Source organism: Mesorhizobium sp. LNHC209A00 (genome assembly GCF_000502915.1).
In the GTDB taxonomy this organism is placed as follows: Bacteria; Pseudomonadota; Alphaproteobacteria; order Rhizobiales; family Rhizobiaceae; genus Mesorhizobium.
Map to the genome: position 1 here is coordinate 74,245 of NZ_AYWT01000002.1, position 25,955 is coordinate 100,199.

Here is a 25,955-nt window from a genome sequence, read left to right on the forward strand (position 1 = left end):
CCAGCCAGGAACAATCGATGACTATTCCCAGGAATAATCAATGATTGTCGCGAGGCACCCCCATGGTGTGGGCGACATCCTGATATTTCACCGCCGGCTTCAGCACCATGCCGGCCGAGAACTGGTCGACCATGCCGCGCTGGATCTCCTGCCATGGCGTCTGGTGCTGGGGATAGTGATAGCCGCCATCCTTCTGCAGCTCGGCGCGTCGCCGCGCGATCTCGTCATCGCTGACGAGGATGTTCGCCGTGCCCTTCCGCAGGTCGATGCGAACGCGGTCGCCGGTCTTGAGCACCGCCAGGCCGCCGCCGACCGCGGCTTCCGGCGAGGCATTCAGGATCGACGGTGAGCCCGACGTGCCGGACTGGCGGCCGTCGCCGATGCAGGCCAGCGCGTGGATACCCTTCTTGATGAGGTAGGCCGGCGGCTGCATGTTGACGACCTCGGCGCCGCCGGGATAGCCGACGGGACCGGCGCCGCGCATGAACAGGATGGTATGCTCGTCGATGCCTTGCGCCGGATCGTCAATGCGGGCGTGGTAATCCTCGGGGCCGTCGAAGACCATGGCGTTGCCCTCGAAGGCTTCCGGGTCGTTCGGGTTGGACAGATAGCGCTCGCGGAATTCCGGCGAAATGCCGCTCATCTTCATGATCGCCGAATCGAACAGATTGCCCTTGAAGTTGATAAAGCCGGCATTGGCCTTCAGCGGCTCGGCCACCGTACGGATGACGTCGGTGTTCTCGTTGGCGACGCCCTCGCAGTTGGCGCCGATCGACTTGCCATTAACGGTCAAGGCATCGGGATGCGGCAGCATTCCGGCCTTCATCAGTTCGGCGACCACGGCAGGCACGCCACCGGCGTGGTGATAGTCCTCGCCCAGATATTCACCTGAGGGCTGCAGGTTGACGATGAGCGGCACTTTGAGGCCGATGGTCTGCCAGTCGTCATTGTCGAGCGGCACGCCGAGATGGCGGGCGATGGCGTTGAGATGGATCGGCGCGTTGGTCGAGCCGCCGATCGCCGAATTGACGACGATGGCGTTTTCGAAGGCCGCGCGGGTCATGATATCGGACGGTTTCAGGTCCTCGTGCACCATGTCGACGATGCGCTTGCCCGTTTCGTAGGCGATCTGGCCGCGCTCGCGGTAGGGCGCGGGAATGGCGGCCGAACCGGGCAGTTGCATGCCGAGCGCCTCGGCCAGCGAATTCATCGTGGTGGCCGTGCCCATCGTGTTGCAGTAGCCGGTGGACGGCGCCGAGGACGCGACGATGTCCATGAACTCGTCATAGCCGATCTCGCCGGCCGACAGGCGCTGGCGCGATTCCCAGACGATGGTGCCCGAGCCGGTGCGCTTGCCCTTATGCCAGCCATTGAGCATCGGGCCGACCGACAGCGCGATGGCCGGGATGTTGACGGTCGCCGCCGCCATCAGCAAGGCAGGCGTGGTCTTGTCGCAGCCGATGGTGAGCACGACGCCGTCGAGTGGATAGCCGTAGAGCACCTCGACAAGGCTGAGATAGGCGAGGTTGCGGTCAAGGGCCGCGGTCGGCCGCTTGCCGGTCTCCTGGATCGGGTGACAGGGGAATTCGAAAGGAATGCCGCCCATCGAGACGATGCCTTCGCGCACGCGCTTGGCGAGTTCGATATGGTGCCGGTTGCAAGGCGAAAGGTCAGAGCCCGTCTGCGCGATGCCGATCAGCGGTTTGCCCGACATCAGCTCGGCGCGAGTCAACCCGTAATTCAGGTAGCGCTCGAGATAAAGCGCCGTCATTCCCGGGTTGTCAGGATTGTCGAACCACTCCTGCGAGCGGAACTTTTTCTTTTTCGTGGGGGCGCCGGCCATCGTGGTCTCCGTATTTGTATGACAAATCGATATGACAACGCGCGGATGCAGGCAAGGGGCACGCGTGATCTGAATCCGGACTTTGGTGCGATAGACAGCTATCGAGCCGCACGCTACGACCAATCCGACATCGGCGATGCGGGAGGTTTAGATGGCTTTGGTGATCGAGGGCGAGGAACGTATCGCCGCACCCGTGCAGAAAGTGTGGGAAGCGCTGAACGACCCAACCGTCCTGAGGGGCGCCATTCCGGGCTGCCAGAGCCTGGAAATGAAATCGGCGACCGAGATGGCGGCAACGGTGGTGCTGAAGATCGGACCCATCAAGGCCACCTTCAACGGCGAAGTGACGCTCAGGAATCTCAAGCCGCCGCATGCCTACACCATCCAGGGCGAAGGCAAGGGCGGCATCGCCGGCTTCGCCAAGGGCGGTGCCGACGTCACCCTCACCGCCGACGGGCCGGACGCGACGGTCCTCAAATATGCGGCCAAGGCAGAAGTCGGCGGCAAGATCGCGCAGCTCGGCAGCCGGCTGATCGAATCGACGTCGAAGAAATTGGCCGGACAGTTCTTTTCGGCTTTCGGCGAGAAGGTGGGCGGCTGATACGCTCCCCGCGAGGGTTCACTCAAAGACGATGCTCGGCACAGCTGCTTCGGCCGCGCCGCGTTCCTCGTTGACCCTGTCCCAGACCTTGGAAGCGATATCGCGATAGATTTTCGCCTCGGCGCCATCCGGCTTCGAGACGACCACCGGCGTGCCGGCGTCAGAGCTCTCGCGGATCCCCATTTCAAGCGGCACCTCGCCAAGGAAGGTGACGCCCAGCCTCTCCGCCTCGCGGCGCGCGCCGCCATGGCCGAAAATGTCGTAGCGCTTGCCGGTATCCGGGGCGATGAAGTAGCTCATGTTCTCGACGATGCCGAGCAGCGGCACATCGACTTTCTTGAACATGTTGAGGCCCTTGCGGGCATCGATCAGCGCCAGGTCTTGCGGCGTCGAGACGATGACGGCACCGGCCAACGGCACCTGCTGGGCCATGGTCAGTTGCGCATCGCCCGTGCCGGGCGGCATGTCGACGACGAGCACGTCGAGCCGCCCCCATTCAACCTCACGCAGCATCTGCGTCAGAGCCGACATTACCATCGGCCCACGCCAGATCATCGGCGTCTCCTCATCGACGAGGAAACCCATCGACATCACCTTGAGGCCGTAATTCTCCATCGGTTTCAGGATCTTGCCGTCGATCGTCTGCGGCCGGCCATGGATGTTGAGCAGCCTGGGCATCGACGGGCCATAGATGTCGGCATCCAGCACACCGACCCGCAAACCATTGGCGGCAAGACCAAGCGCCAGGTTGACGGCCGTGGTCGACTTGCCGACACCGCCCTTGCCGGAAGCAACCGCTATGATCGCCTCGATGCCGGGCACGCCGCGCTTGCCCTGGCTCTGCGAAGCAGGAGCATGCGGAGCCGCCCGCGGCGGCGCAGCGACCGGAGCTGTCGGCGCCGGCCTGGGTGCGGGGCGCGATGGAACCGACCCCTCCATGCCGCCGCCTTTCTTTTCAGCCGTCAGCGCAACGACCGCGCCGGCGACGCCGGGAATGGCCTTCACCACCCGCTCGGCGGCGGCGCGCAACGGCTCCATCTCCTGGGCGCGCGAGGCGGGAACGGTGATCGAGAAGAACACTTTCGAATCGGCGATGAAAATCTCCGAAACCATGCCGAGGTCGACGATGTTTCCGGTGAAGTCCGGCCCGTTGACCGTCTTCAGCCGCTCGATGACGATTTCCTTGGTGACGGACATGTTCTTTTCCTCAGCGTTCGGCACTTCAGATAATGCAGTTCTCGGGGAGAACCAAGCAGCCGCCTCGACGCACCCTTGGTTTTCGCGAGCAAGAACTTCAGTGCATACCCGTCGCTAAACACGGAAGGCGACCTATTTCAGTGGGCAGCATGAGGGAAAACAATCAGGGAAGGGTAAGATCATGCTCGCAAACAGCAACGCAACGGCCAATGTGGCGGTGAAAGACCTGGCGAGAGCAAAGGCGTTTTATGAAGGGACGCTGGGCCTCAAGCAGGTAGACGATATAGGTGGCGAGTTGATCGTCTACAAAAGCGGCGACACCTTCATCAATGTCTATCATTCCGAGTTTGCCGGGACCAACAAGGCGACGGCGGTGACCTGGACGGTCGGCGACGAGATCGAGACTGTCGTCAAATCGTTGAAATCGAAAGGAGTCACCTTCGAGCATTATGCAATGCCCGGACTGACGATCGAGGGCGACATCCATGTCGGCCAGGGCATGAAGGTCGCATGGTTCAAGGATCCGGACGGCAACATCCTCAATCTTGTGAACGGCTAGGCAGTATCGCGATTGCCGCCACTTCGGGCGCCGCTCACCTCATCCCGCAAGGTTGACGGCGAGGTAGGCGAGAGCCGAAATGGCCGCCGTCGCGGGCAAGGTCACGATCCAGGCGATGACGATGTTGCCGGCCAGGCCCCAGCGCACCGCCGAGACGCGGCGGGCGGCACCGACGCCGATGATGGCGCCGGTAATCGTATGGGTGGTCGATACGGGAACGCCGAGCCAGGTGGCGGCGAACAGCGTGATGGCGCCACCGGTTTCAGCGCAAAAGCCCTGCATTGGATTGAGCCGGGTGATCTTCGAACCCATTGTATGGACAATCCGCCAGCCGCCGAACAGCGTGCCAAGCGCCAGCGCCGATTGGCAGGTCAGGACGACCCAGAGCGGCACGTAGAATTTTTCGCCGAGCATGCCTTGCGAGTAGAGCAGCACGGCGATGATGCCCATGGTCTTCTGCGCATCGTTGCCGCCATGCCCAAGCGAATAGAGCGAAGCGGAAAAGAACTGGAGGACGCGAAAGGTGCTGTCGACGGCGAACGGCGTCTGGCGCACAAACAGCCACGAAACCACCAGGATCAGGACGAGCGCCAGGACAAAACCGGCCGCCGGCGACAGCACGATCGCGGCAACCGTCTTGCCAAGTCCCGACCAGACAATGGCACCAATGCCCGCCTTTGCGACGCCGGCGCCAACCAGCCCGCCGATCAGCGCGTGCGAACTGCTCGAAGGGATGCCGGCAATCCAGGTAACGATGTTCCAGACGATGGCGCCGACGAGAGCCGAAAAGATCACTGCCGGAGTGACAATGGTGACGTCGACAATGCCTTTTCCCACGGTCTCGGCGACATGAAGACCAAAGAACATGAATGCGATGAAATTGAAGAATGCCGCCCATAAAACCGCATATTGCGGCCTCAGCACGCGGGTGGAGACGATGGTGGCAATGGAATTTGCCGCATCATGCAGGCCGTTCAGAAAATCGAAGAACAGCGCGACGACAACGAGGCCGGCCAGCACGGGAAAGGCGATGGTGGCTTCCATCGCCTAGACGTTCTCGATGACGATGCCGCTGATCTCGTTGGCGACGTCCTCGAAGCGGTCGACCACCTTCTCCAGCTGACCATAGATTTCCGAGCCGATCAGATAGGCCATCGCGTCGCCGCGGCCGTGGCGCCTGAACAGATCCTTCAGGCCCTGCTCATGCAGATCGTCGGCGCGACCTTCGGCACGCATCACTTCCTCGGCGAGGGCGTTGAGGCTTGCGCTGTTGGCGCCGACCTTGGCGAGCAGTGGGATCGCCTCCGCGACTAGGCGCGCGGCGTCGACGATGACGGCGCCCATTTCTTGCATCAGCGGATCGAATTCGCTTTTCTCGAACAGTCTTACCGTCTTGACGGTCTTGTGCATCATGTCGATGGCATCATCCATCGACTGGATCAGATCCTTGATGTCGCCGCGATCGAAAGGTGTGATGAAAGAGCGCCGCACCGCAAGCAGGACTTCCGCCGTGATATGATCGGCCTCGTCTTCGAGATCGACGATCTTCTGGCACCATCGATCGATATCCTTGCCCTGAAGAAGCAGCTGTAGCGCTTCGGCGCCGCCAACCACGATGCGGGAATGGCGCTCGAACAACTCGAAGAAACGATCTTCGCGCGGCAACAGCTTGCGGAACCAGCCCAGCATGTCAGTCTCCCTTCGCGCCCGGCCCACGACCGTTTCACTGACATAGCGCCGCGTGATGCCGCGGGAAACAGTGAGCCGGCTGAAAGATGTGGATGCGGAACGATTGCGCATACCGCTTGCGGCAAAGGACAATTTCCCCGAGCCTGAGTACGACCGGAAGGACGGCATGATCGACAAACTCGAATTCTTCATCGCGCTGGCCAAGGAAGAGCACTTCGGCCGGGCGGCCGAGGCGTGCGGGGTCACGCAGCCGACCTTGTCGGCCGGCATCAAGCAGCTCGAGGGCCAGCTCGGCGTCATGTTGGTCAATCGCGGGTCGCGTTTCCAGGGGTTGACGCCGGAGGGCAAGCAGGTGTTGGTCTGGGCACGCCGCATCGTCGGTGACTCCAGGACCATGCGCGAGGAGATGCGCGCCGCCCGGTACGGCCTTTCCGGCCGCATCCGTATCGCCGCCATCCCGACGGCCTTGGCGATGGTCGCCAGATTGACCACGCCCTTTCGAGACAAGCACCCAGGCGTCACCTTTTCGGTGCTGTCGCGAACCTCGATCGAAGTGCTGTCGCTGCTTGGCAATTTCGATGTCGATGCGGGAATTACCTATCTAGACAACGAACCGCTAGGACGGGTGACCAGCGTGCCGCTCTATGACGAGCGCTACCAATTGATCACCGCAATCGGCAATCCCTATTCCGACCGCGACAAAGTGACATGGTCCGAGATCAGCCAGTTGCCGCTGTGCCTTCTGACGCCGGACATGCAGAACCGCCGCATCATCGACCAGCACCTGGCGGAAGCCGGCGTGCAGGTGCGGCCGACGCTGGAATCGAACTCGATGATCGTGCTGTTCTCGCATATTCGGACCGGCAAATGGTCATCGATCATGCCACTCAACCTTGCGGAAACATTCGGTTTTTCCGAACCGATCCGGGCCATTCCGATCGTCGAGCCCGATGCCAGCCACACGGTCGGGCTGGTGGCCGCGCCGCGCGAGCCGCACACGCCGCTGGTGCAGGCGCTGCTGGACGAGGCGATGGCGCTGGCAGACGATTTCCGCGCCCACCGCTAGTCTAGACAATGCAGGCGGAACCCCGTCGATAGAAGATTTCTATCGAGCAACGAAACAGCTTTATTGATTTCGCGGGTTTCCTCTGATTTTGTAAAGACTTAGCGATAAAAGCCATCGACCAGGGAGGGCGCTGCGTGACGATGCAGCCTGCAAGTACCGAGATCGCATCGCGCACAGCGGCGATTATCCAGGAGTTGAAGGACCTCGAGGGTCCGCTGCTGCCGATCCTCCACGGCATCCAGGAAGAATTCGGCCATGTCCCGCAGGACGCCGTGCCCGTCATTGCCGACGGGCTGAACCTGTCCCGGGCCGAGGTGCATGGTGTCGTGACTTTCTATCATGATTTCCGTGCGCGACCGGCCGGACGGCACGTGCTCAAGCTCTGCCAGGCGGAAGCCTGCCAGTCGATGGGTTCGGACGCAGTCGCCGCCAAGGTCAAGCAGTTGCTCGGGATCGACTTCCATGAGACCACGCGTGACGGATCCGTTACGCTGGAACCGGTCTATTGCCTCGGGCTGTGCGCCTGCTCGCCGTCTGCGATGCTGGATGGCGAGGTGATCGGTCGGCTCGATGACGACAAGATCGACGAGATCGTCGCGGAGGTGCGCTCATGACCCCCCGTATCTATATTCCCGGCGATTCCGGCGCACTGGCGCTGGGGGCGGAAAAGGTCGCGAAGGCTATTCGCGCGGAACTCGCCGAGCGCGGCATCGAGGCCAAGATCGTGCGCAATGGCTCGCGCGGCGCTTATTTCCTCGAACCGATGGTCGAAGTGGCGACGGCCAATGGCCGCGTCGCCTACGGGCCGGTGAAGCCGTCGGACGTGAAGAGCCTGTTCGACAGCGGTTTTCTCACAGGGGGCCATCACAAGCGCTGGCTCGGCGCACCCGACAAGATTCCATTCCTGGCCAAACAAACTCGCTTGACGTTTGCACGTTGCGGCATAAACGACCCGCTGTCGCTCGATGCCTACAAATCGCTCCGCGGTTTGAACGGCCTGCGGAACGCGGTGGCCATGGCGCCCGCCGACATCGTCAAGCAGGTCACCGAGTCCGGCCTGCGTGGCCGCGGCGGCGCGGGCTTCCCGACTGGCATCAAATGGAAGACGGTGCTCGATACGACATCGGAGCGCAAATACATCGTCTGCAACGCCGATGAGGGCGACAGCGCCACCTTCGCCGATCGCATGATCATGGAGGGCGATCCCTTCGTGCTCATCGAAGGCATGGCCATCGCCGGCATCGCAACCGGCGCGACCAAGGGTTTCGTCTATATCCGCTCGGAATATCCGCACGCGGTGGCTGTCATGAACAAGGCCGTCGAGATCGCCCGCAAGGCCGGTGTGCTCGGTGTCACTGTACTGGGTTCACCCAACGCCTTCGACATGGAAATCCGCGTCGGTGCCGGCGCCTATGTCTGCGGCGAGGAAACTTCGCTCTTGAACAGCCTGGAAGGCAAGCGCGGCGTGGTGCGCGCCAAGCCGCCGCTGCCCGCGATACAAGGGTTGTTCGGCAAACCGACAGTGATCAACAACGTCATTTCGCTGGCTTCGGTGCCTGTGATCATGGACAAGGGCGCCGCCTTCTACAAGGATTTCGGCATGGGCCGTTCGCGCGGCACGATCCCGATCCAGATCGCCGGGAACGTCAAGCAGGGCGGCCTGTTCGAAACCGCTTTCGGCCTGACACTGGGCGAAATTGTCGACGAGATCGGCGGCGGCACGTCCACCGGGCGCCCGGTGAAGGCGGTGCAGGTCGGCGGGCCGCTCGGTGCCTACTTCCCGCGCGCACTGTTCGACACGCCGTTCGACTACGAGGAATTCGCCAAGCGCGATGGACTGATCGGTCACGCCGGCATCACGGTTTTCGACGATACCGCCGACATGCTGAAGCAGGCACGCTTCGCCATGGAATTCTGCGCCATCGAAAGCTGCGGCAAGTGCACGCCTTGCCGCATCGGCTCGACGCGGGGCGTAGAAACCATCGACAGGCTCGCCGCCGGCATCGAACTGGAAAAGAATCTCGCTCTGGTCACCGACCTCTGCAACACGATGAAGTTCGGTTCGCTCTGCGCGCTGGGCGGCTTCACGCCCTACCCGGTGATGAGCTCGATCACCCATTTCCCCGAGGATTTCAAGCCCGCGCCAGCGCGCGTGGCTGCTGAATAGGAGCTGGCGGATGAACATTAAGGCCGACTTCCCAACGCTGATCGAAGAGATTGACTACGGAACTCCGGAGTCGAAGGCGCAAAAACAGGTCACGCTGACCGTCGATGGCCGCAGCATCAGCGTGCCGGAAGGCACCTCGATCATGCGCGCGGCGATGGAAGGCGGGGTGGAGATCCCGAAGCTCTGCGCCACCGACATGCTGGACTCGTTCGGTTCCTGCCGCGTCTGCCTCGTCGAAATCGACGGGCGCGGCGGTACGCCGGCTTCCTGCACGACGCCTGTCGGCGAAGGCATGGTGGTGCGCACGCAGTCGGACAGGCTCGACGCGATCCGCCGGGGGGTCATGGAACTCTACGTCTCCGACCATCCCACCGGTTGGCACGAGAAGGCCGGAACTGGCGCCAGCGAGTTCGATGTGGTGGCGAAGTCCGTGGGCCTGACCGAAAATCGGTACGGCGTTGAGGGCCGCAACCACGTCAAGGAAGAAAATGGCGTCGCGCCGGGCCATGGCTCGCTCGCGGTCGACTACATCGCCCGCGATGAGTCCAACCCCTATTTCACCTATGATCCGGCGCAGTGCATCGTCTGCTCGCGCTGCGTGCGCGCCTGCGAGGAGGTGCAAGGCACTTTCGCGCTGACCATCGAAGGCCGCGGCTTCGAATCGCGCATGGTCGCCGGCATGCACGAGGACTTCATTGCCTCCGAATGCGTGTCCTGCGGTGCTTGCGTGCAGGCCTGTCCGACCGATGCTCTGCGCGAGAAGACAGTCCTCGAAAAGGGCATGCCCGAGCGCTCCGCCGTGACCACCTGCGCCTATTGCGGCGTCGGCTGCTCGTTCAAGGCCGAAGTGAAGGGCGATGAGGTCATCCGCATGATGCCCTACAAGGAAGGCATGGCCAACCACGGCCATTCCTGCGTGAAGGGCCGCTTCGCTTACGGTTATGCCACCCACAAGGACCGCATCCTGTCGCCGATGATCCGCGAAAAGGTCAGCGACCCGTGGCGCGAAGTGAGCTGGGAGGAGGCGATCGCCCATACGGCCAAGGAATTCCGCCGCATCCAGTACCAGTACGGACGCACCGCGATCGGCGGCATCACCTCCTCGCGCTGCACGAATGAGGAGACCTACCTCGTCCAGAAGCTGGTTCGGCAGGGCTTCCGCAACAACAATGTCGACACCTGCGCGCGCGTCTGCCATTCGCCGACCGGCTATGGGCTTGGCCAGACCTACGGCACCTCGGCCGGCACGCAGGATTTCGATTCCGTCGAATTCACCGACGTCGCCGTCATCATCGGCGCCAATCCGGCTACCGCGCACCCGGTGTTCGCCTCGCGGCTGAAGAAGCGGCTGCGCCAGGGCGCCAAGCTGATCGTGCTCGATCCGCGCCGCACCGAGATGGTCAAGTCGGCCCACGTCGAAGCCGACTACCATTTGCCGCTGAAGCCCGGCACCAATGTCGCCGTGCTGACCTCGCTGGCGCATGTCATCGTCACCGAGGGCCTTTTCGACGAAGCGTTCATCCGCGAGCGCTGCGACTGGGCGGAGTTCCAGGACTGGGCGTCCTTCGTCGCCCTGCCGGAAAACAGCCCCGAAATCGTCGGCAAGCTGTCCGGCGTCGATCCGGAGTTGATCCGCGGTGCCGCCCGTCTCTACGCCAAGGGCGGCAATGGCGCGATCTATTACGGCCTCGGCGTCACCGAGCACAGCCAGGGCTCGACCACGGTGATGGCGATCGCCAACCTCGCAATGGCCACCGGCAATATCGGCCGACCTGGCGTCGGCGTGAACCCGCTGCGCGGCCAGAACAATGTGCAGGGCTCTTGCGACATGGGCTCGTTCCCGCATGAGCTGCCGGGCTACCGGCACATTTCGGGTGACGCGGTGCGCGACATCTATGAAAGCCTGTGGGGCGTGAAGCTCGACGACGAACCCGGCCTGCGCATTCCCAACATGCTGGATGCCGCCGTCGACGGCTCGTTCAAGGGCATCTACATCCAGGGCGAGGACATCCTGCAGTCCGATCCCGACACCAAGCATGTCGCCGCCGGCTTGGCCGCGATGGAATGCGTGGTGGTGCACGACCTCTTCCTCAACGAGACGGCGAATTACGCGCATGTCTTCCTGCCCGGCTCGACCTTCCTCGAGAAGGACGGCACCTTCACCAATGCCGAGCGCCGCATCAATATGGTGCGCAAGGTTCTGGAACCGAAGGCGCGCTACGCCGATTGGGAGGCGACGCAGGAACTCGCCCGTGCGATCGGTCTCGACTGGAACTATACCCATCCGTCCGAAATCATGGACGAGATCGCCAAGACGACGCCAAGCTTCGCCAATGTCTCCTTCGATCTGCTCGACCGGGTCGGCTCCGTGCAATGGCCCTGCAACGACAAGGCGCCGCTTGGCACGCCGATCATGCATGTTGACGGCTTCGTGCGCGGCAAGGGCAAGTTCATCCGCACCGAATACGTGGCGACGGACGAAAGAACCGGACCGCGCTTCCCGCTGCTGCTGACCACCGGCCGTATCCTGTCGCAGTACAATGTCGGCGCGCAGACGCGGCGCACCGAAAACGTCATGTGGCACTCCGAGGACCGACTGGAACTCCATCCGCACGACGCAGAAAATCGTGGCCTGCGCGATGGCGACTGGGTCCGGCTGACCAGCCGTTCGGGCGAGACAACGCTTCGCGCGCTGATCACCGACAGGGTATCGCCGGGCGTGGTCTACACCACCTTCCACCATCCCGACACGCAGGCCAACGTCATCACCACCGACTTCTCCGACTGGGCGACCAATTGCCCGGAATACAAGGTGACCGCGGTGCAGGTCGGCGCTTCCAACGGCCCGTCGGAATGGCAGCGCGACTATGACGAGCAGGCCAAGCAGAGCCGTCGCATCGCTCCGCTGCAGGCGGCGGAGTAGTCTTGGCCGCGCGCCGCAAAGCGACGACGCAAATATCGCGACTGGCGCACCGCGCCAGCGGCACGGCTGCGTCCAACCGCATGGTGCCGGAGGAGACGCCGGTGGCGTTCTCGTTCGCCGGCACCACGCATGCGGTGATGATGGCGAGCCCCGCCGATTTCGAGGATTTCGCGCTCGGCTTCTCGCTCACCGAAGGCATCATCGCCGCGCCTGATGAGATCGAAGCGATCGAGGTCGAGGATCATGGCGCCGGCATCGACATCCAGATCCGGTTGAAGGACCAGGCCAATACGCGCTTCGAGGCGCGGCGGCGGCGGCTTGCCGGACCGGTCGGCTGCGGGCTGTGCGGCATCGAATCGATCGAGGAGGCGATGCGCTCGGTCGATGTGGTCGGTGCGTCGAAGCTTACGCTCAATGCCGACGACATCACCCGTTCGGTCAAGCTGCTGTCGAAAGTGCAGCCGCTGCATACAGAGACTGGCGCCGTGCATGCCGCCGGCCTCTACGTGCCCGGCAAGGGCGTCGTCATGGCGCGCGAGGATGTCGGCCGCCACAATGCGCTGGACAAGCTGGCGGGAGCGCTGGCCAAGGCCAATATCGATGGCGCATCGGGCGCCGTCGTGGTGACCAGCCGTGTTTCGGTCGAGATGGTGCAGAAGACGGCGGCGATCGGTTCAGCCTTCATCATTGCCGTCTCGGCGCCAACGGCACTTGCCATCCGCACCGCAGAAGAAGCCGGCATGACGCTGGTGGCGCTGGTGCGCGGCGACGATTTCGATGTTTTTACCCACCCCGACCGGGTGATTTCGGGAGTTGCCCAGCATGTCGCATGACGAAGACCACATCACGAGCACGGGGGAAAAGCTGGTGCGCATGGCCAACCAGATCGCCGCCTTTTTCCACTCCAGGCCACGCGAGGAAGGCGTTGCCGGCGTCGCCGAGCATATCAACAAGTTCTGGGAGCCGAGAATGCGGCGCCAGTTCTTCGAGATGTTGGACAGCGGCGGCGAAGATTTCGACGAACTGGTCGTAGTGGCAGCGGCAAGGATCAAGCGGCCGATCACGCCAGCCGAGGCTGATTTGAAACTTGGAATCAAGGTCCCTCCGGGCGACCTTGCAGGCGCTCAAAAATAGCCGTAGGCCGCGCCGGCCTATATTTCTCCCTGCTAAAGTTTAAGCTGCCGCTATCGGCGCGGCTCTGCTATGGTTCACGACCAGAAATCGTCAGGCCGGGCGCAAGAAACTCGTGAGGCCGATCGAGACCCGATATGCCCTCAGTGGCGAGGTGCGGATCGCCTATCAGGTGGTCGGCCAGGGCTCGTTCGATCTCGTCTTCGTGCCGGGCTTCATTTCCAATCTCGACCTGCATTGGGAAGACGAGGGCTATACCAGGCTCTTGAGGCGGCTTTCGGCATTCTCGCGGCTGATCCTGTTCGACAAGCGCGGCACGGGTCTTTCCGACCGTGTCGATGCGCACAACCTGCCCAGCCTCGAAACGAGGATGGACGATGTGCGCGCGGTGATGGACGCCGCCGGCAGCGGCCGTGCCGCCCTGCTTGGCGCTTCCGAAGGCGCGCCGATGGCAATGCTGTTCGCCGCTACCTATCCGGAGCGGACGCGAGCGCTGACGCTCTATGGCGGCTATGCGCATTTCCACAAATGGGTGATGTCGCCGGAACGCCTCGACGCCTTCATCGCCACGGCCGAGACGGCCTGGGGTACGGGCGCTACCTTGCCCAATTTCGCGCCGGGCCGAGTCGACGACGCGCATTTCACCCAGTGGTGGGCGCGTTTCGAGCGGCTGTCGGCGAGCCCGACGGCAGCAGCGGCGCTGGCGCGGATGAACGCGGGAATCGATGTGCGCGGCGTGCTGGCGGCGATCAGCGCACCGACGCTGATCATCCATCGCCGCAACGACGGGCGGGTCGATCCCGACGCCAGCCGCTTCCTGGCCAAAACAATCCCTAATGCGCGGCTGGTCGAGATTCCGGGGCGCGATCATCCGATCTGGACGGGCGATGTCGACCGGGTCGCCGACCTCATCGAGGAGTTCCTGACCGGCGAGCGCGCCGTCTCGGAAGCGGACCGCGTGCTGGCGGCACTTCTAGTGACGCGCATATACGATACGACGCGGATGGGCGACCGTATGTGGAGCGAACGCAGCGAGCGGTTCCAAGAAACCTGGCGGTTGCTGGTCGGGCGCCATGGCGGCCGCGCGCTGGGTACGCAGGGGGAAATGATGATTTCGCGCTTCGATGGGCCGGCGCGCGCCATACGCTGTGCGGCGGCGCTGCGCGAGGCGGCGCAAGGGATCGGCGTGGCCAGCGCGCAGGGCGCGCATGTCGGCGAGATCGAACTTCGCGGGCCGCCCGTGGGGTTGACGGCGCGGGTGACAATGCAACTCGCCGCGCATGCCAGCCGAGGCGATATTCTCGCGTCGCGGCTGGTCGCGGATCTGGCAACCGGCTCGGGGCTGCATTTCGAAGACGCCAGCCGGGTGACGCTGGACGATCTGGACGAGCCGATGGCGCTGGTGCGGGCAATGTCGGAACAACATCTGGAGCCCGACTGCCGCGCCAGGACCAAAACGACCGAACCAGCCGTGCTGACGGCAAGGGAAAGCGAGGTGGTGAGCCTGATTGCCGACGGCAAGAGCAATGCCGCGATTGCCGTCGAACTCAGGCTGAGCGAGCACACGGTCAAGCGCCACGTCGCCAACATACTGCTCAAGCTCGACCTGCCGTCGCGAGCGGCCGCGGCGGCATTTTCCGCCAGGCAGACTGGCCCGGACGGGCCATGAGAGCCATGGCGCTTTCGGGCGAAGCAGGCGCACCGCTATAGGCGCTATCAATTCCCCCATGCGGGCCAAGGCGGATATCGCCGGAAAGGCGCTGCGAACGGAGGATGAAATGACCAAGTCAAAACTGAATGTCAGATCATTTGTGATCGCGGCGGGCATTGGCGCGCTGTTCACGATCACTCCGGCGAGAGCCGAGGATGCATCGGCGGCAACCTACAAGGACATCGAGGCGACGCTCGGCTCGGTGCCGGATATGTTCAAGACACTGCCTGACGTCGCCATCGCCGGGGCCTGGGCCGAGATCAAGGGCGTCCAGCTCAACCCCAAGACGGCGCTCGACGGCAAGACCAAGGAGCTGATGGGGCTGGCGGTCGCGTCGCAGATCCCGTGCCAGTATTGCATCTATTTCCACACCGAGGCCGCCAAGCTCAACGGCGCCAGCGACGAGGAAATCAAGGAGACGATCGCGATGGCGGCGATCGTGCGCCACTGGTCGACGATCCTCAACGGCAGCCAGGTCGATCTCGCGACCTTCAAGAAGCAGACCGACAACGTCTTCGCTGCCGTCAAGGCAAAGTCACAGTGAAAATCCCTGCCTGGCGGCGAGCGCCGGGTGGTGCCTACCGAATATCAACCGCCCGATCGTGAAGACGGGCACATGGAGGATAAAATGCTGACCAAGACCCAAGCCGTGGATGGCCCGGCGATCAAGAAGGCGATCGAGGGCCGCGACGGCAAGATGCTGTCGAGCTTCTATGCCGATGACGCGCTGGTGCGGGTGATCGACCGCAACAACCCGCCGAGCAAGCCGCGCGAAGTCCGCGGCCGCGCGGCGATCACCACCTTCTGGGACGACATCTGCAGCCGGGCGATGACCCACAAGGTCGACACCACGGTCGCCGACGGCGACAGCCTGGCCTTCACCCAGGCCTGCTCCTATCCGGATGGCACGAAAGTGTTTGCCGCGGCGATGCTGGAGCTGAAGAACGGCCGGATCGCACGGCAGACGGTCGTGCAGGCCTGGGACGAGTAGATCAACCGCAGAGCCTGGTCATTTCCCGATTGAAGCGGGACGGACCCTGTTTCCGTGCTGGGGCATGATCTTTCCGAAAGTCGGTCCAGTTTCGCTAAACGCGGACCTTCGGTTCGGAATCATGCTGTGGCCGCAACCCTGGAGGAGAAGAAGATGTTCAGCGCCAGATGGCAGATCGACGCAAAGTTCGGGCATAAACAGACCGTGCTTGACCTGTTGAAGAAATGGGAGCGCGAGATCGGCTCGCAGGTCGGCCTAACCGACCTCAAGTTCCAGATCATGACCGGATCGATCGGTGCCCGTGAAGCGACGGTCGAGTCGCACCACCAGGTTGAAAGCCTGGCTCAGTTGGAGGCGATGTTCGCCAAGATCGGCAAGATCGACGCGCACGCCAAATGGGGCAAGGAGATGGAGCCCTATGTCGTGTCGGGCACCAGCCTGTGGAACATCTATCGCATTGTGGAGTAGCGGCTGGAGTTCTTCTCCCGTTCACGGGAGAAGATGCCGGCAGGCAGATGAGGAGCAGCGTCGGCATCGCAGAAGCTTGCACTGCCCCTCATCCGGCGACCGGCCCTTCGCTACGGCTGCGGGCGTGCGTCGCTTCAATCGACAAATCGTTGTCGATTGATCGCCCGCGGCGACCGCTTCTCACCCATGCGCAACCATCACATGGCGCACGGCGGTATAGTCCTCCAGCGCATAGAGCGACATGTCCTTGCCGTAGCCGGATTGCTTCAGGCCGCCATGCGGCATCTCGTTGGTCAGCATGAAGTGGGTGTTGATCCAGGTGCAGCCATATTGCAGCCGCGCGGCGGTGGCCATGGCGCGTGAAACATCCTTGGTCCACACGGATGACGCCAGGCCGTAATCGCTGTCGTTGGCCCAGTTCACGGCCTCGTCCACTTCCGTGAAACGGGTTATCGAAACGACGGGGCCGAACACTTCGCGGCGCACGATCTCGTCCTCCTGAAGCGCGCCGGCGACGACGGTCGGCTGGTAGTAGAAGCCGGTGCCCTCGCCCGGCTTGCCGCCGGTGGTGATCTCGATGTGCTTCAGCTCCGAAGCACGTTCCACGAAGCTTGAGACGCGGTCGCGCTGGCGCCGCGAGATCAGCGGCCCGATCTCGTTCTCGGTATCGTCTGATAGATTGTATTTGATTGTCGAGACAGCGGCGGAGAGGTCGGCGACCAACTTGTCGTAGATTTTCTTACCGGCGTAGATGCGGCAGGCCGCGGTGCAGTCCTGGCCGGCATTGTAGTAGCCGAAGGCGCGCAGTCCGTTGACGACGGCGCCGAGGTCGGCATCGTCGAAGACGATGACCGGCGCCTTGCCGCCGAGTTCCAGATGCGTGCGCTTGACCGATTTTGCGGCGGCCTGCAGCACCTTCTTGCCAGTGGCGACGTCGCCAGTGATCGAGATCATGTTGACCTTGGGGTGATTGATCAGCGTGTTGCCGACGCTGTCCCCCCGGCCAAGCACGACGTTGACGACGCCCTGGGGCAGGACATCGGCCAGGATCGTCGCCAGCTTCAGCGCCGTCAGCGGCGTCTGCTCCGACGGCTTGAAAACCACCGTGTTGCCGCCGGCAATCGCCGGCGCCAGCTTCCACGCCATCATCATCAGCGGATAGTTCCAGGGCGCGATCGAGGCGACGATGCCGATCGGATCGCGGCGGACCATCGAGGTGTGGCCGGGCAGATATTCGCCCGCGACCACACCCGGCATCGAACGCACCGCACCGGCAAAGAAGCGGTAGCAGTCGACGATGGCCGGGATTTCGTCATTGAGCACGGCATTGATTGGCTTGCCGCAATTCAACGCCTCCAGCGTCGCGAACTCCTGCGCTTCGGTCTCGATGCGGTCGGCGATCTTCAGGAGGTAGCCGGAGCGCTGTGCCGGCGTGGTGCGCGACCACAAGGCGAACGCCTTTTCGGCGGCGCTCACTGCCGCCTCGATCTGTGCCTGACTGGCCTCGGGCAGGTTGAGGATGGTCGCCCCGGTCTTCGGATTGAGGATCGGCTCCTCGGTTTCGGTGCCCTTCTCGAATTGCGAGCCGATCAGCATCTGGGTGTCCATCGGTGTCTCCTTGGGCAGAAGCGAATGGGGTAATTAGTGAGTAGTGAGTAGTGAGTAGTGAGTGGATTTCGGCCGCTATTTAATTACTCACTACTTTCATTTGCCCGAACCGGCGATCTGGTCGCCGTCGCGGGTCAGGTAATAGGCAAACAGGATCGGCAGCAGCGTCACCAGGACGACGACCATGGCCACGATATTGGTGACCGGGCGCTGGCGCGGGCGGATCAGTTCCTCCAGCATCCAGATCGGCACGGTCTGCTGCTGGCCGGCGGTGAAGGTGGTGACGATGACCTCATCGAACGAGAGGGCGAAGGCCAGCATGCCGCCGGCGAGCAGTGCGGTGGCGATGTTGGGCAGCACGACATGGCGGAAGGTCTGGAAGCCATCGGCGCCGAGATCCATCGAGGCCTCGATCATCGAACCGGAGGTGCGGCGGAAACGAGCGACCGCGTTGTTGTAGACGACGACCACGCAGAAAGTGGCGTGGCCGAGCACGATCGTCCAGAACGAGAACGGGATCTCGGCCAGTGAAAAGGCCGAGCGCAGCGCGATGCCGGTGATGATGCCGGGCAGCGCGATGGGCAGGATGACCAGCAGCGAGATGGTCTCTCGGCCGAAGAATTTCGTCTGTGACACCGCGCCGGCACAGAGCGTGCCGAGCAGCAGCGCGATCGCGGTCGACATGGCGGCGACGCGCACCGACAGCGACAACGCTTCCCAGACATCGGGCCGGTTCCAGGTGACGGCGAACCATTGCGTGGTCAGCCCCGGCGGTGGCCAGACGAAACTCTTCTCCTCCGTGGTGAAGGCGTAGACGAAGATCAGCAGGATCGGCAGATGCAGGAAGAGCAGACCGCTGGCGGCGGCGATCTTCAGGCGGAGGGGAGCGGATTGACCACGGTCAGAGCGCATCGAAGGCTCCCATGCGCTTGGCGCCCCAGAGATAGAAGCCCATGGTGACGATGGGGACCACGGTGAAGGCGGCGGCGAGCGGTATGTTGCCGGCGGTGCCTTGCTGCGAATAGACGGCCTGGCCGATGAAGAGGCGCGAAGTGCCGATGATCTGCGGGATGATGTAGTCGCCCAATGTCAGCGAAAAGGTGAAGATCGAACCGGCGACGATGCCGGGCAGCGCCAGCGGGAATAAGACGTTGCGGAATGTCTGCCTCGGCGAAGCACCAAGATCGGACGAGGCCTCGACCAAATTGCCAGGCACCCGCTCGAGGGCTGCCTGAACGGGAAGGATCATGAACGGCAGCCAGACATAGACGAAGACGATGAAGGTGCCGGTGAACGACACCGACAGCGAATTGCCGCCGACGACCGGCAGCGACAGCCAGGCCTCGAGCAGCCACAACAAATGCAGCTTGGCGAGCAGCCAGGTTAAAATGCCTTCCTTGGCCAGGATCAGCTTCCAGGCATAGATCTTGACCAGGTAGCTCGACCACAGCGGCAGCATGACGCCGAGATAGAACAGCGCCTTCCAGCGGCCGCGCGCATAACGCGCCGCGTAGTAGGCAATCGGAAAGGCGACGATGGCCGAAGCCAGCGTGACCAAGGCCGCCATTGTCACCGTGCGCAGGATGATATCGAGGTTGGCGGCCTGCAACAGGTCGCCATAGGTCTTCAGCGTGAACTGGCGGTTGATGAGGCCGGAGAACTCGTCGATGGAGAAAAAACTCTGCGCCAAAAGCGCGAACAACGAGCCGATATAGACGATGCCGAGCCACAGCACCGGCGGCAGCAGCATCAGCAGGAGCAGGACTTTTGGCCGGCGCCAGAAGAGGTCGGAAAGCGCACCGCGCATGCCGCCGCTGCCGGATAGAATGGCGGGGCCGGGTTTGACGTTGAGGGCGGTGATCGTCATGGCTTTTTCGAAGGGCCGAGATCTGTCGCGCAAACCATCATCATACCGGCTCGTCCATCAGGTGCAGATGCTCGCGGTTGAAGGTGAGCACCACCGCCTCGCCCTCCCCAGGCAAAGCAGTGCCGGCCGGCACCACGGCGTGCAGTTTCAACCCGTCGGCATCCAGCGCCAGCCTTGTCGTGGCGCCCAGATAGTTGGTCGAGACGAGGCGTGCGGCGACGCCTTCGCTGCTCGCCGCGCGGCCGACACGAATGGATTCAGGGCGCAGGCTCCCCCAGCGGCGCTGGCCGCCATAACGCTGGACGAAATCCGGCGGCAGCACGTTGGAGGAACCGACGAAATCGGCGACGAAACGCGTGCTCGGCCGCTGATAAATATCCTCGGGCGTGCCGATCTGCATGACCCTGCCATCGTTGAAGACGGCGACGCGATCGGCCATGGACAGCGCCTCGCCCTGGTCGTGAGTGACGAAGACGAAGGTGATGCCGAGCGCCTTCTGCAGTGACTTCAGCTCTTCCTGCATGTTTTCGCGCAGCTTGAGGTCGAGCGCGCCGAGCGGCTCGTCGAGCAGCAGCACCTTGGGCTGGTTGACCAGGGCACGGGCGAGCGCGACACGCTGGCGCTGGCCCCCGGAAAGCTGGCCGGGCCGGCGCGCGCCATAGCCGGGCAATCGCACCAGCGACAGCGCTTCTTCCGCCGCCTTGTGCCGCTCGGCCTTGCCGATGCGCTTGACCATCAGCCCGTAGGCGACGTTGTCGAGCACATTGAGATGCGGGAACAGCGCGTAGTCCTGGAACACGGTGTTGACGTTGCGGCGGTAAGGCGGCACGCCCTCGGCCCGCTCGCCGAAGATCGAGATCGAACCCGCCGTCGGCTGCTCGAAGCCGGCGATGAGACGCAGGCACGTGGTCTTGCCCGAACCGGACGGCCCGAGCATGGCGAAGAATTCGCCTGGCGCGATGTCGAGATCGACAGCGTCGACAGCGCGAACGCTGCCGAAATGACGCGAGGCTTTTTGAAAGGAAACGGCTGATGTCATGGGGTGTCCTGCAATGTGCCAGGCTCTTCAATTGAGGCGTCTGTGCTGCCCCTCATCCGCCTGCCGGCACCTTCTCCCCGTATGGTGACGGGGAGAAGGAAGCTGGTCGCGATGTTGGCGCTTATTCTGCAACGGGAGAAATGTCCGGAAGGACAATGAGGGGCAGCGCCAAGTTCTCGGTAAACGAATTTACCGCCCGCCGATGACGCCGATATAGTCCGACACCCAGCGGTAGTAAGGCACGCACTGGTCGTTCTGGGTGGCGCATTTGGAAACCGGCGTCTTCCAGAACTTGATCTTGTCGAAATTGTCGTAGCCGTTGGTCTTGCAGCCTTCCTCGCCGAGCAGCTCGTTGCCCTTGCAGGCGGCCGGCACGACCGGCAGCGAGCCGAACCAGGCGGAGACATCGCCCTGCACCTTCGGCGCCAGCGAATGCTCGAGCCACATATAGGCGCAGTTCGGGTGAGCGGCGTCGGCTTCCATCATGGTGGTGTCGGCCCAGCCGGTGACGCCTTCTTCCGGCACGGTCGAGGCGACCGGCTTCTTGGCGGCGACCAGCGTGTTGACCTGGTACGGCCACGAGCCGGATGCGACGACGCCTTCGTTCTGGAAATCGTCGACCTGAATGGCCGCGTCGTGCCAGTACCGGCCAACCAGCGTGCGCTGGACGCGCAGCAATTCGAGCGCCGCCTTGTACTGGTCCTCGTTCAATTCGTAGGGGTCCTTAATGCCGAGTTCCGGCTTGTGGAACATCAAATAATTGGCGGCGTCCGCGATATGGATCGGTCCGTCATAAGCCTGGACGCGGCCTTTGTTGGACTTGCCATCCGGCAGCTTCATCTCCTCGAAGACGACGTTCCAGCTCTTCGGTGCTTCCTTGAAGACCTCGGTGTTGTACATCAGGATGTTGGGACCCCACTGATAGGGAACGCCGTAATGCACCTTGTCGACGGTGAACCAGGGCGCGTCCTTCAGCCGGTCGTCGACCGTCTTCCAACTCGGGATGAGATCGGTGTTGATCGGCTGCACGCGCTTGCCGGCAACGAGCCGCAGCGAGGCATCGCCCGAAGCCGTGACGAGGTCGAAGCCGCCCTCGTTCATCAGCGAGACCATTTCATCCGAGGTGTTGGCGGTCTTGATGTTGACCTTGCAACCGCTCTCCTTCTCGAAGGCGCTCACCCAGTCGTAGCCCTTGTCGGTCTCGCCGCGCTCGATGTAGCCCGGCCAGGCGACGATGTTGACCTGACCTTCGCCCTTGCCGAGTTCCTTGACCTGGGCGATCGCCTGACCGGAGAAGGTCAGCGCGACCGTCAAGGCAGTGCACGACTTCAGGAATGAATGCATATCGATCTCCCATTTTGGCGCGTGATCCTGAAACCGCTCCGGTTGTCGCCAGATCACGCGCGGACTGAAAAACTTGTCAGCTCCTCCGTTGGACTTGACGCCACTCTGATGGCAGCTTTGGTCCCTCCAACGGAAGGTGCTTTGAAAATTCCGGTTTCGCAAATTCATTTGTCAGAAGGCCGATATCGGTTTTTCCGATATACTCCCTCAGGCCAGCGCCGTTACCAGCCAGCAGGCGGCCTGACCATCCTTTAGAAAGGGGCCAAGGCCGCGGGCAACACCGTAATGATTTTTTCGCCCGTCGCCTGGTCGGCCTCGCGGAGCGGGGCGGCGACCGGGCCTAGCCGGGTGGCATATGACATCAGATCCCCTTCGGCGATCTTACATGGCAAGTTCGCTTATCTGACTTCGATTGACGACCAGCCGCTCGCTTCAAGTATCCGTTTCACCTTGGCGCCGTCAGGCTTGCCGGCGCCGGCCACTTCGAGGTTGCTCCGTTCGGGCCTTTCAAAGTGGAGCCGGTTCCCGCCACAAAGCGCAAGCGCAAGCGCAAGACTGGCGGCGTCGCCTGGAGCAGACCACTTCTAGCGGCGCACCGTCCGCTGCGACTGGGCAAGGCCCACAAAGTCCCGCGCCGCGGCGGCCAGGCCAGATCCCCGCCGCCAGACCATGCCAACCTGCACCACCGGCAAGGAACCGGAAATGTCGCGCGATTCGATACGGTCTCCCTCCAGCGACCAGGGTCGGTAGACGAGGTCAGGCAGCAGTGCAACGCCGGCACCGGTGGCGACGAGGCTGCGCACGGCTTCCACGGAACGGGTGCGGAAGGCGACATGCGGTCTGGCGCCGATCGCTGTCAGCAGTTTGCCGGTGTTTTCCTCGATCTCGTCAACGGTCAGCATGATCAGCGGTTCGGAGGCGATATCGCCGATGCCGATAATGTCGGCGCCAGCCAGGGGATGGCCGAGCGGCAGCCACAGCCGGTAAGCCGAGACTTCGAGGATTTCCGATTGCAGTGCAGTGCGGTCGCGCAAATTGGAGGTGACCATGACGGCAATGTCCAGCTTGCCGCCAATCAGGAGATGTTCGAGGTAGTCGCCATTGTCCTCGATGGCCGAGACCTCGACACCTGGATAGGCGCGGCGGTAGCGTGAGAGCAGGTCCGACAGCACATAGCCGGCGACCAGCGAGGTGACGCCGAGTTGCAGCCGCCCGCCGGCCACAGCCTGTTCGCCGGAAAAAGAGCGGCGGGCGTCGGACACGTCGGCGAGAATCTTTGTCGCGTGGCGCAGGAACTGGTGGCCCTTGTGGGTAATGTTGAGGCCGCGCGGATGGCGCTCGAACAGTTCGACGCCAAGATCGCTTTCAAGTTCCTTGATCGCCTCGGTGACCGACGATTGCGAGATGGAGAGGTTTTGCGCCGCGCGCGATACCGTGCCTTGCTCGGCGACGGCGATGAAGAACTGCAACTGCCGGATGGTGAAGGCCATTGCTGGACTAAACACCGCCGCAACCGCGAAGAAAAGCCGATGGCGAAGCTTATCCCATGGCTGGATGCCTGACCGTGGCTCAGCCCAGCATCGGCCGGATGCGCCGCCAGCATGCCGGGCCATAGCGCAAGACAAGCATGAATGCCGTTTCCAGCGCCAGGACAATAGCGATGATACGAAAGCCGACTGCGAGCGGGCTTTGGCCACTGCCATGCAGCGCATAGCCTGTAAGCAGAAAGCCGGCATTCCAGAGCGTGGCTCCGGTTAGCGTCGCGACCACAAAGGGTAAGGCTGGCAGGCTGAGCGCGCCGGCCGCGATCGGCAAATAGTTGCGCACCGTCGGAATGAACTGCGCCAGCAGGGAAACCCGGACATGGTTGCGGCGATAGGCCTGACCAAGCTGGCGGTAGGTCTTGGGGCGCAAGAAGACATATCCGCCGAACCGCTCGACCAGCCTGTCGGCGCGATCGATTCCGATCCGGCGGCCTACAGTGTACCAGACGAGACAGCCTGTCATTGAGGCCAGCGTGGTCACGCCAAGCAGGATTGCCAGCGTCGCATCGTCAGGCGCCGCCGTCATGCCGAGGAACAGCAGCAGCACATGCGAGGGCGGGATCGGCAGGATCTTCTCGGTAAAGGCGAGGCAGAAGACGCCGAACAGGCCGAAGCCGAGAATGGTTGCCAATGGTCCCGTCATGCGATGCGCCAGTCGTAGGTTCCTGACGTCTTGAGCCTGGCGATGCGATAGACCGTCGCCGGCGGGAAGTTGCGAAAGGTATGGCCAACCCGCGTAACCCCGAGATCGAGCCTGTCGGGCAGCGACTGGTCGAATGGGCACCGTAGTCCGAGCGTGAACTGGTAAAGCGCTGCGCCCGGGCGAAGGTTCGCGAAAACAGCTTCGAGAATGGCAAACGTCCTGCGCGGCGAAATCAGGCGAAAGGGCAAGCCGCTGACGGCTGCGCCAATCGCAGGCCGGTGGAAGAGCGAAAGATGGCGCAGACCGACGGCGTCCATTTCAAAAATCCGGGCAGCTGGAAAACGACGCGTGAGCAGTGCGGCAAAATCCGAATCGGATTCGATCAGCGTCAAATCTTCCTCCTTCACCCCGCGCGACAGCAGCGCCCTCGTGAACGGCCCGGTTCCTGGGCCGAGTTCCAGGACGGGCCCACGCTCGGGTCCAATGTCGCGGGTTATCAATGCCGCCAGGCTGGAGCTGGACGGCGTGACGGAGCCGACCCTGAACGGCGCGACGGTCCACGCCATGAGAAAAGACAGAGCATCATTTGCGGGCATGGTAACCTCAATCCCGGACAACATCACGCCAACCGGTTGGTGTGGCCACGTGATTTCGTTTCAGCGCCATTGGTTTCGAACGTCAGGCCCGACCTGTTGCATATTCGGGCCTGACGCCTTCACGCCGGCGCGAGCGATTCGTGCCGACCCGGCGTTGTTTGCCGCGACTGGGTTGCATAGACATTGCGCAATCTCGCTGAGGCTAAGAAAGTGCCTGTCGACCGCGGTCCTTCGGCTTTGCCATGTTTACGCAATGTTGGCGCGGTAGCGCCCGACGCAGTGTTTCGAGGGATTGTCGATGCGTATCTTGCTGGTCGAAGACGAACCCGAGATGGTCTCGGCCCTGCGTGCCGCGCTGAAGCGCCACGATATGGTGGTCGATCACGCCGGCACATTGCTGGAGGCGGAGGGGTTCGTTGCCGTCGATAGCTATGACGCCATCCTGCTCGACCGCCAGTTGCCGGATGGCGACGGGCTGTCGCTGGTGCCGAGACTGCGTTCGGCCAGGAACACCACGCCCGTGCTGGTGCTGACGGCGAGAGGCGACACGTCGGACAAGGTCGATGGGCTGGACATGGGCGCGGACGACTATCTGGCAAAGCCATTCGCGTTCGAGGAACTGCTTGCCCGGTTGCGCGCGCTGCTCAGGCGCCCGGCGCCGCTGCAGTCGCAGTTTATCCGCGCCGGCGATCTGGTGCTCGACGTCGGACATCGCGAAGCCTCTATCCGCGCCGAACCGCTCAGCCTGCCGCGCCGCGAACTCCTTGTGCTGGAGGCTCTGATGCGCCGCACCGGCCGCATGGTGCAGCGCGAGGCGCTCATGGAGGCGGTGTTCGGCCTCGACGACGAGATCCAGTCCAACGCACTCGACACGCACGTCTCGCGCCTGCGCCGCAAGCTCGCCGATGCTGGGGTGACGATCAACGGCATTCGCGGCGTCGGCTATCTCCTGCGCGAGACGACATGAG

25 protein-coding genes are annotated in these 25,955 nt (G+C 63.1%); 13 read left to right on the forward strand and 12 right to left on the reverse strand.

The genetic code is table 11. From position 1 onward, the window contains the following. Nucleotides 1–37 precede the first annotated feature (37 nt). On the reverse strand, nt 38–1,843 hold the full coding sequence (locus X739_RS162125; RefSeq protein ID WP_023792627.1) for an IlvD/Edd family dehydratase: 1,806 nt from the start codon (nt 1,841–1,843) through the stop codon (nt 38–40). A gap of 151 nt (nt 1,844–1,994) precedes the next feature. Here X739_RS162125 and X739_RS162120 point away from each other — a divergent pair, with 151 nt between their 5' ends. Next, nucleotides 1,995–2,444, forward strand: a complete 450-nt coding sequence (locus X739_RS162120) for a carbon monoxide dehydrogenase subunit G (protein WP_015314114.1) — start codon at nt 1,995–1,997, stop codon at nt 2,442–2,444. Between the two features lie 18 nt (nt 2,445–2,462). On the opposite strand, the gene X739_RS162115 is transcribed toward X739_RS162120, so the two are convergent. Further along, a complete protein-coding gene (locus X739_RS162115; RefSeq protein WP_023772581.1) occupies nt 2,463–3,641 on the reverse strand; it encodes an Mrp/NBP35 family ATP-binding protein in 1,179 nt (392 codons plus the stop codon). 181 nt (nt 3,642–3,822) lie between these two features. Here X739_RS162115 and X739_RS162110 point away from each other — a divergent pair, with 181 nt between their 5' ends. Further along, nucleotides 3,823–4,200, forward strand: coding sequence for a VOC family protein (locus X739_RS162110; RefSeq protein WP_023792631.1), 378 nt, complete (start codon nt 3,823–3,825; stop codon nt 4,198–4,200). Nucleotides 4,201–4,239: 39 nt separating this feature from the next. On the opposite strand, the gene X739_RS162105 is transcribed toward X739_RS162110, so the two are convergent. Beyond that, complete coding sequence (locus X739_RS162105) at nt 4,240–5,244, reverse strand: inorganic phosphate transporter (protein ID WP_023792634.1); 1,005 nt, start codon at nt 5,242–5,244, stop codon at nt 4,240–4,242. Nucleotides 5,245–5,247: 3 nt separating this feature from the next. After that, nucleotides 5,248–5,889, reverse strand: a complete 642-nt coding sequence (locus X739_RS162100) for a DUF47 domain-containing protein (RefSeq protein WP_023772578.1) — start codon at nt 5,887–5,889, stop codon at nt 5,248–5,250. 166 nt (nt 5,890–6,055) lie between these two features. On the opposite strand from X739_RS162100, the gene X739_RS162095 reads away from it, so the two are divergent. From X739_RS162095 to X739_RS162050, 10 genes are all read left to right on the forward strand, one after another. Beyond that, entirely contained in the window at nt 6,056–6,955 is a 900-nt protein-coding gene (locus tag X739_RS162095; RefSeq protein ID WP_015314117.1) for a LysR family transcriptional regulator, read from the forward strand. Between the two features lie 134 nt (nt 6,956–7,089). Continuing rightward, nucleotides 7,090–7,569 carry a formate dehydrogenase subunit gamma gene (locus X739_RS162090; protein WP_023783362.1) on the forward strand — a complete coding sequence of 160 codons (480 nt, stop codon included), beginning with the start codon at nt 7,090–7,092 and terminating at the stop codon, nt 7,567–7,569. After that, nucleotides 7,566–9,122, forward strand: coding sequence for an NADH-quinone oxidoreductase subunit NuoF (locus X739_RS162085; protein ID WP_023792640.1), 1,557 nt, complete (start codon nt 7,566–7,568; stop codon nt 9,120–9,122). The genes X739_RS162090 and X739_RS162085 overlap by 4 nt, the downstream gene beginning before the upstream one ends. 10 nt (nt 9,123–9,132) lie before the next feature. Then, a complete protein-coding gene (fdhF, locus tag X739_RS162080) occupies nt 9,133–12,045 on the forward strand; it encodes a formate dehydrogenase subunit alpha (RefSeq protein ID WP_023792644.1) in 2,913 nt (970 codons plus the stop codon). A 2-nt stretch (nt 12,046–12,047) separates the two neighbouring features. Then, complete coding sequence (fdhD, locus tag X739_RS162075; protein WP_023792647.1) at nt 12,048–12,878, forward strand: formate dehydrogenase accessory sulfurtransferase FdhD; 831 nt, start codon at nt 12,048–12,050, stop codon at nt 12,876–12,878. Beyond that, entirely contained in the window at nt 12,868–13,179 is a 312-nt protein-coding gene (locus X739_RS162070) for a formate dehydrogenase subunit delta (protein ID WP_023772573.1), read from the forward strand. The genes fdhD and X739_RS162070 overlap by 11 nt, the downstream gene beginning before the upstream one ends. A gap of 112 nt (nt 13,180–13,291) precedes the next feature. After that, the gene (locus X739_RS162065) at nt 13,292–14,845 is read left to right on the forward strand and encodes an alpha/beta fold hydrolase (protein WP_023772572.1); all 1,554 of its coding nucleotides are present in this window, start codon (nt 13,292–13,294) and stop codon (nt 14,843–14,845) included. A 109-nt stretch (nt 14,846–14,954) separates the two neighbouring features. Beyond that, the gene (locus X739_RS162060; protein WP_023772571.1) at nt 14,955–15,431 is read left to right on the forward strand and encodes a carboxymuconolactone decarboxylase family protein; all 477 of its coding nucleotides are present in this window, start codon (nt 14,955–14,957) and stop codon (nt 15,429–15,431) included. Nucleotides 15,432–15,515: 84 nt separating this feature from the next. After that, nucleotides 15,516–15,878, forward strand: a complete 363-nt coding sequence (locus tag X739_RS162055; RefSeq protein ID WP_023783358.1) for a nuclear transport factor 2 family protein — start codon at nt 15,516–15,518, stop codon at nt 15,876–15,878. 153 nt (nt 15,879–16,031) lie between these two features. Continuing rightward, nucleotides 16,032–16,346: a hypothetical protein gene (locus X739_RS162050; protein ID WP_023772569.1), complete on the forward strand. Its 315-nt coding sequence runs from the start codon at nt 16,032–16,034 to the stop codon at nt 16,344–16,346. A 180-nt stretch (nt 16,347–16,526) separates the two neighbouring features. Here the strand turns inward: X739_RS162050 and X739_RS162045 are convergent, their stop codons facing one another. The 8 genes from X739_RS162045 to X739_RS162010 all read right to left on the reverse strand — a co-directional run bounded on the left by X739_RS162045 (nt 16,527) and on the right by X739_RS162010 (nt 25,011). Further along, complete coding sequence (locus X739_RS162045; RefSeq protein WP_023792655.1) at nt 16,527–17,954, reverse strand: gamma-aminobutyraldehyde dehydrogenase; 1,428 nt, start codon at nt 17,952–17,954, stop codon at nt 16,527–16,529. A 96-nt stretch (nt 17,955–18,050) separates the two neighbouring features. Next, nucleotides 18,051–18,866 (reverse strand): ABC transporter permease, encoded by an 816-nt coding sequence (locus X739_RS162040; RefSeq protein WP_023792659.1) that lies wholly within the window; start codon nt 18,864–18,866, stop codon nt 18,051–18,053. Beyond that, nucleotides 18,856–19,821, reverse strand: coding sequence for an ABC transporter permease (locus X739_RS162035; RefSeq protein ID WP_023772566.1), 966 nt, complete (start codon nt 19,819–19,821; stop codon nt 18,856–18,858). The genes X739_RS162040 and X739_RS162035 overlap by 11 nt, the downstream gene beginning before the upstream one ends. A gap of 40 nt (nt 19,822–19,861) precedes the next feature. Beyond that, entirely contained in the window at nt 19,862–20,860 is a 999-nt protein-coding gene (locus tag X739_RS162030; protein ID WP_023772565.1) for an ABC transporter ATP-binding protein, read from the reverse strand. A 189-nt stretch (nt 20,861–21,049) separates the two neighbouring features. Then, a complete protein-coding gene (locus tag X739_RS162025) occupies nt 21,050–22,204 on the reverse strand; it encodes an ABC transporter substrate-binding protein (RefSeq protein ID WP_023772564.1) in 1,155 nt (384 codons plus the stop codon). Between the two features lie 584 nt (nt 22,205–22,788). Continuing rightward, entirely contained in the window at nt 22,789–23,694 is a 906-nt protein-coding gene (locus X739_RS162020) for a LysR substrate-binding domain-containing protein (protein ID WP_015314134.1), read from the reverse strand. Between the two features lie 79 nt (nt 23,695–23,773). Next, complete coding sequence (locus X739_RS162015; protein WP_023772562.1) at nt 23,774–24,391, reverse strand: DedA family protein; 618 nt, start codon at nt 24,389–24,391, stop codon at nt 23,774–23,776. After that, on the reverse strand, nt 24,388–25,011 hold the full coding sequence (locus tag X739_RS162010) for an rRNA adenine N-6-methyltransferase family protein (RefSeq protein ID WP_245273777.1): 624 nt from the start codon (nt 25,009–25,011) through the stop codon (nt 24,388–24,390). The genes X739_RS162015 and X739_RS162010 overlap by 4 nt, the downstream gene beginning before the upstream one ends. A gap of 274 nt (nt 25,012–25,285) precedes the next feature. Between X739_RS162010 and X739_RS162005 the strand changes: the two genes are divergently transcribed. Continuing rightward, entirely contained in the window at nt 25,286–25,954 is a 669-nt protein-coding gene (locus tag X739_RS162005; protein WP_023772560.1) for a response regulator transcription factor, read from the forward strand. The last annotated feature ends 1 nt before the right edge of the window (nt 25,955 follow it).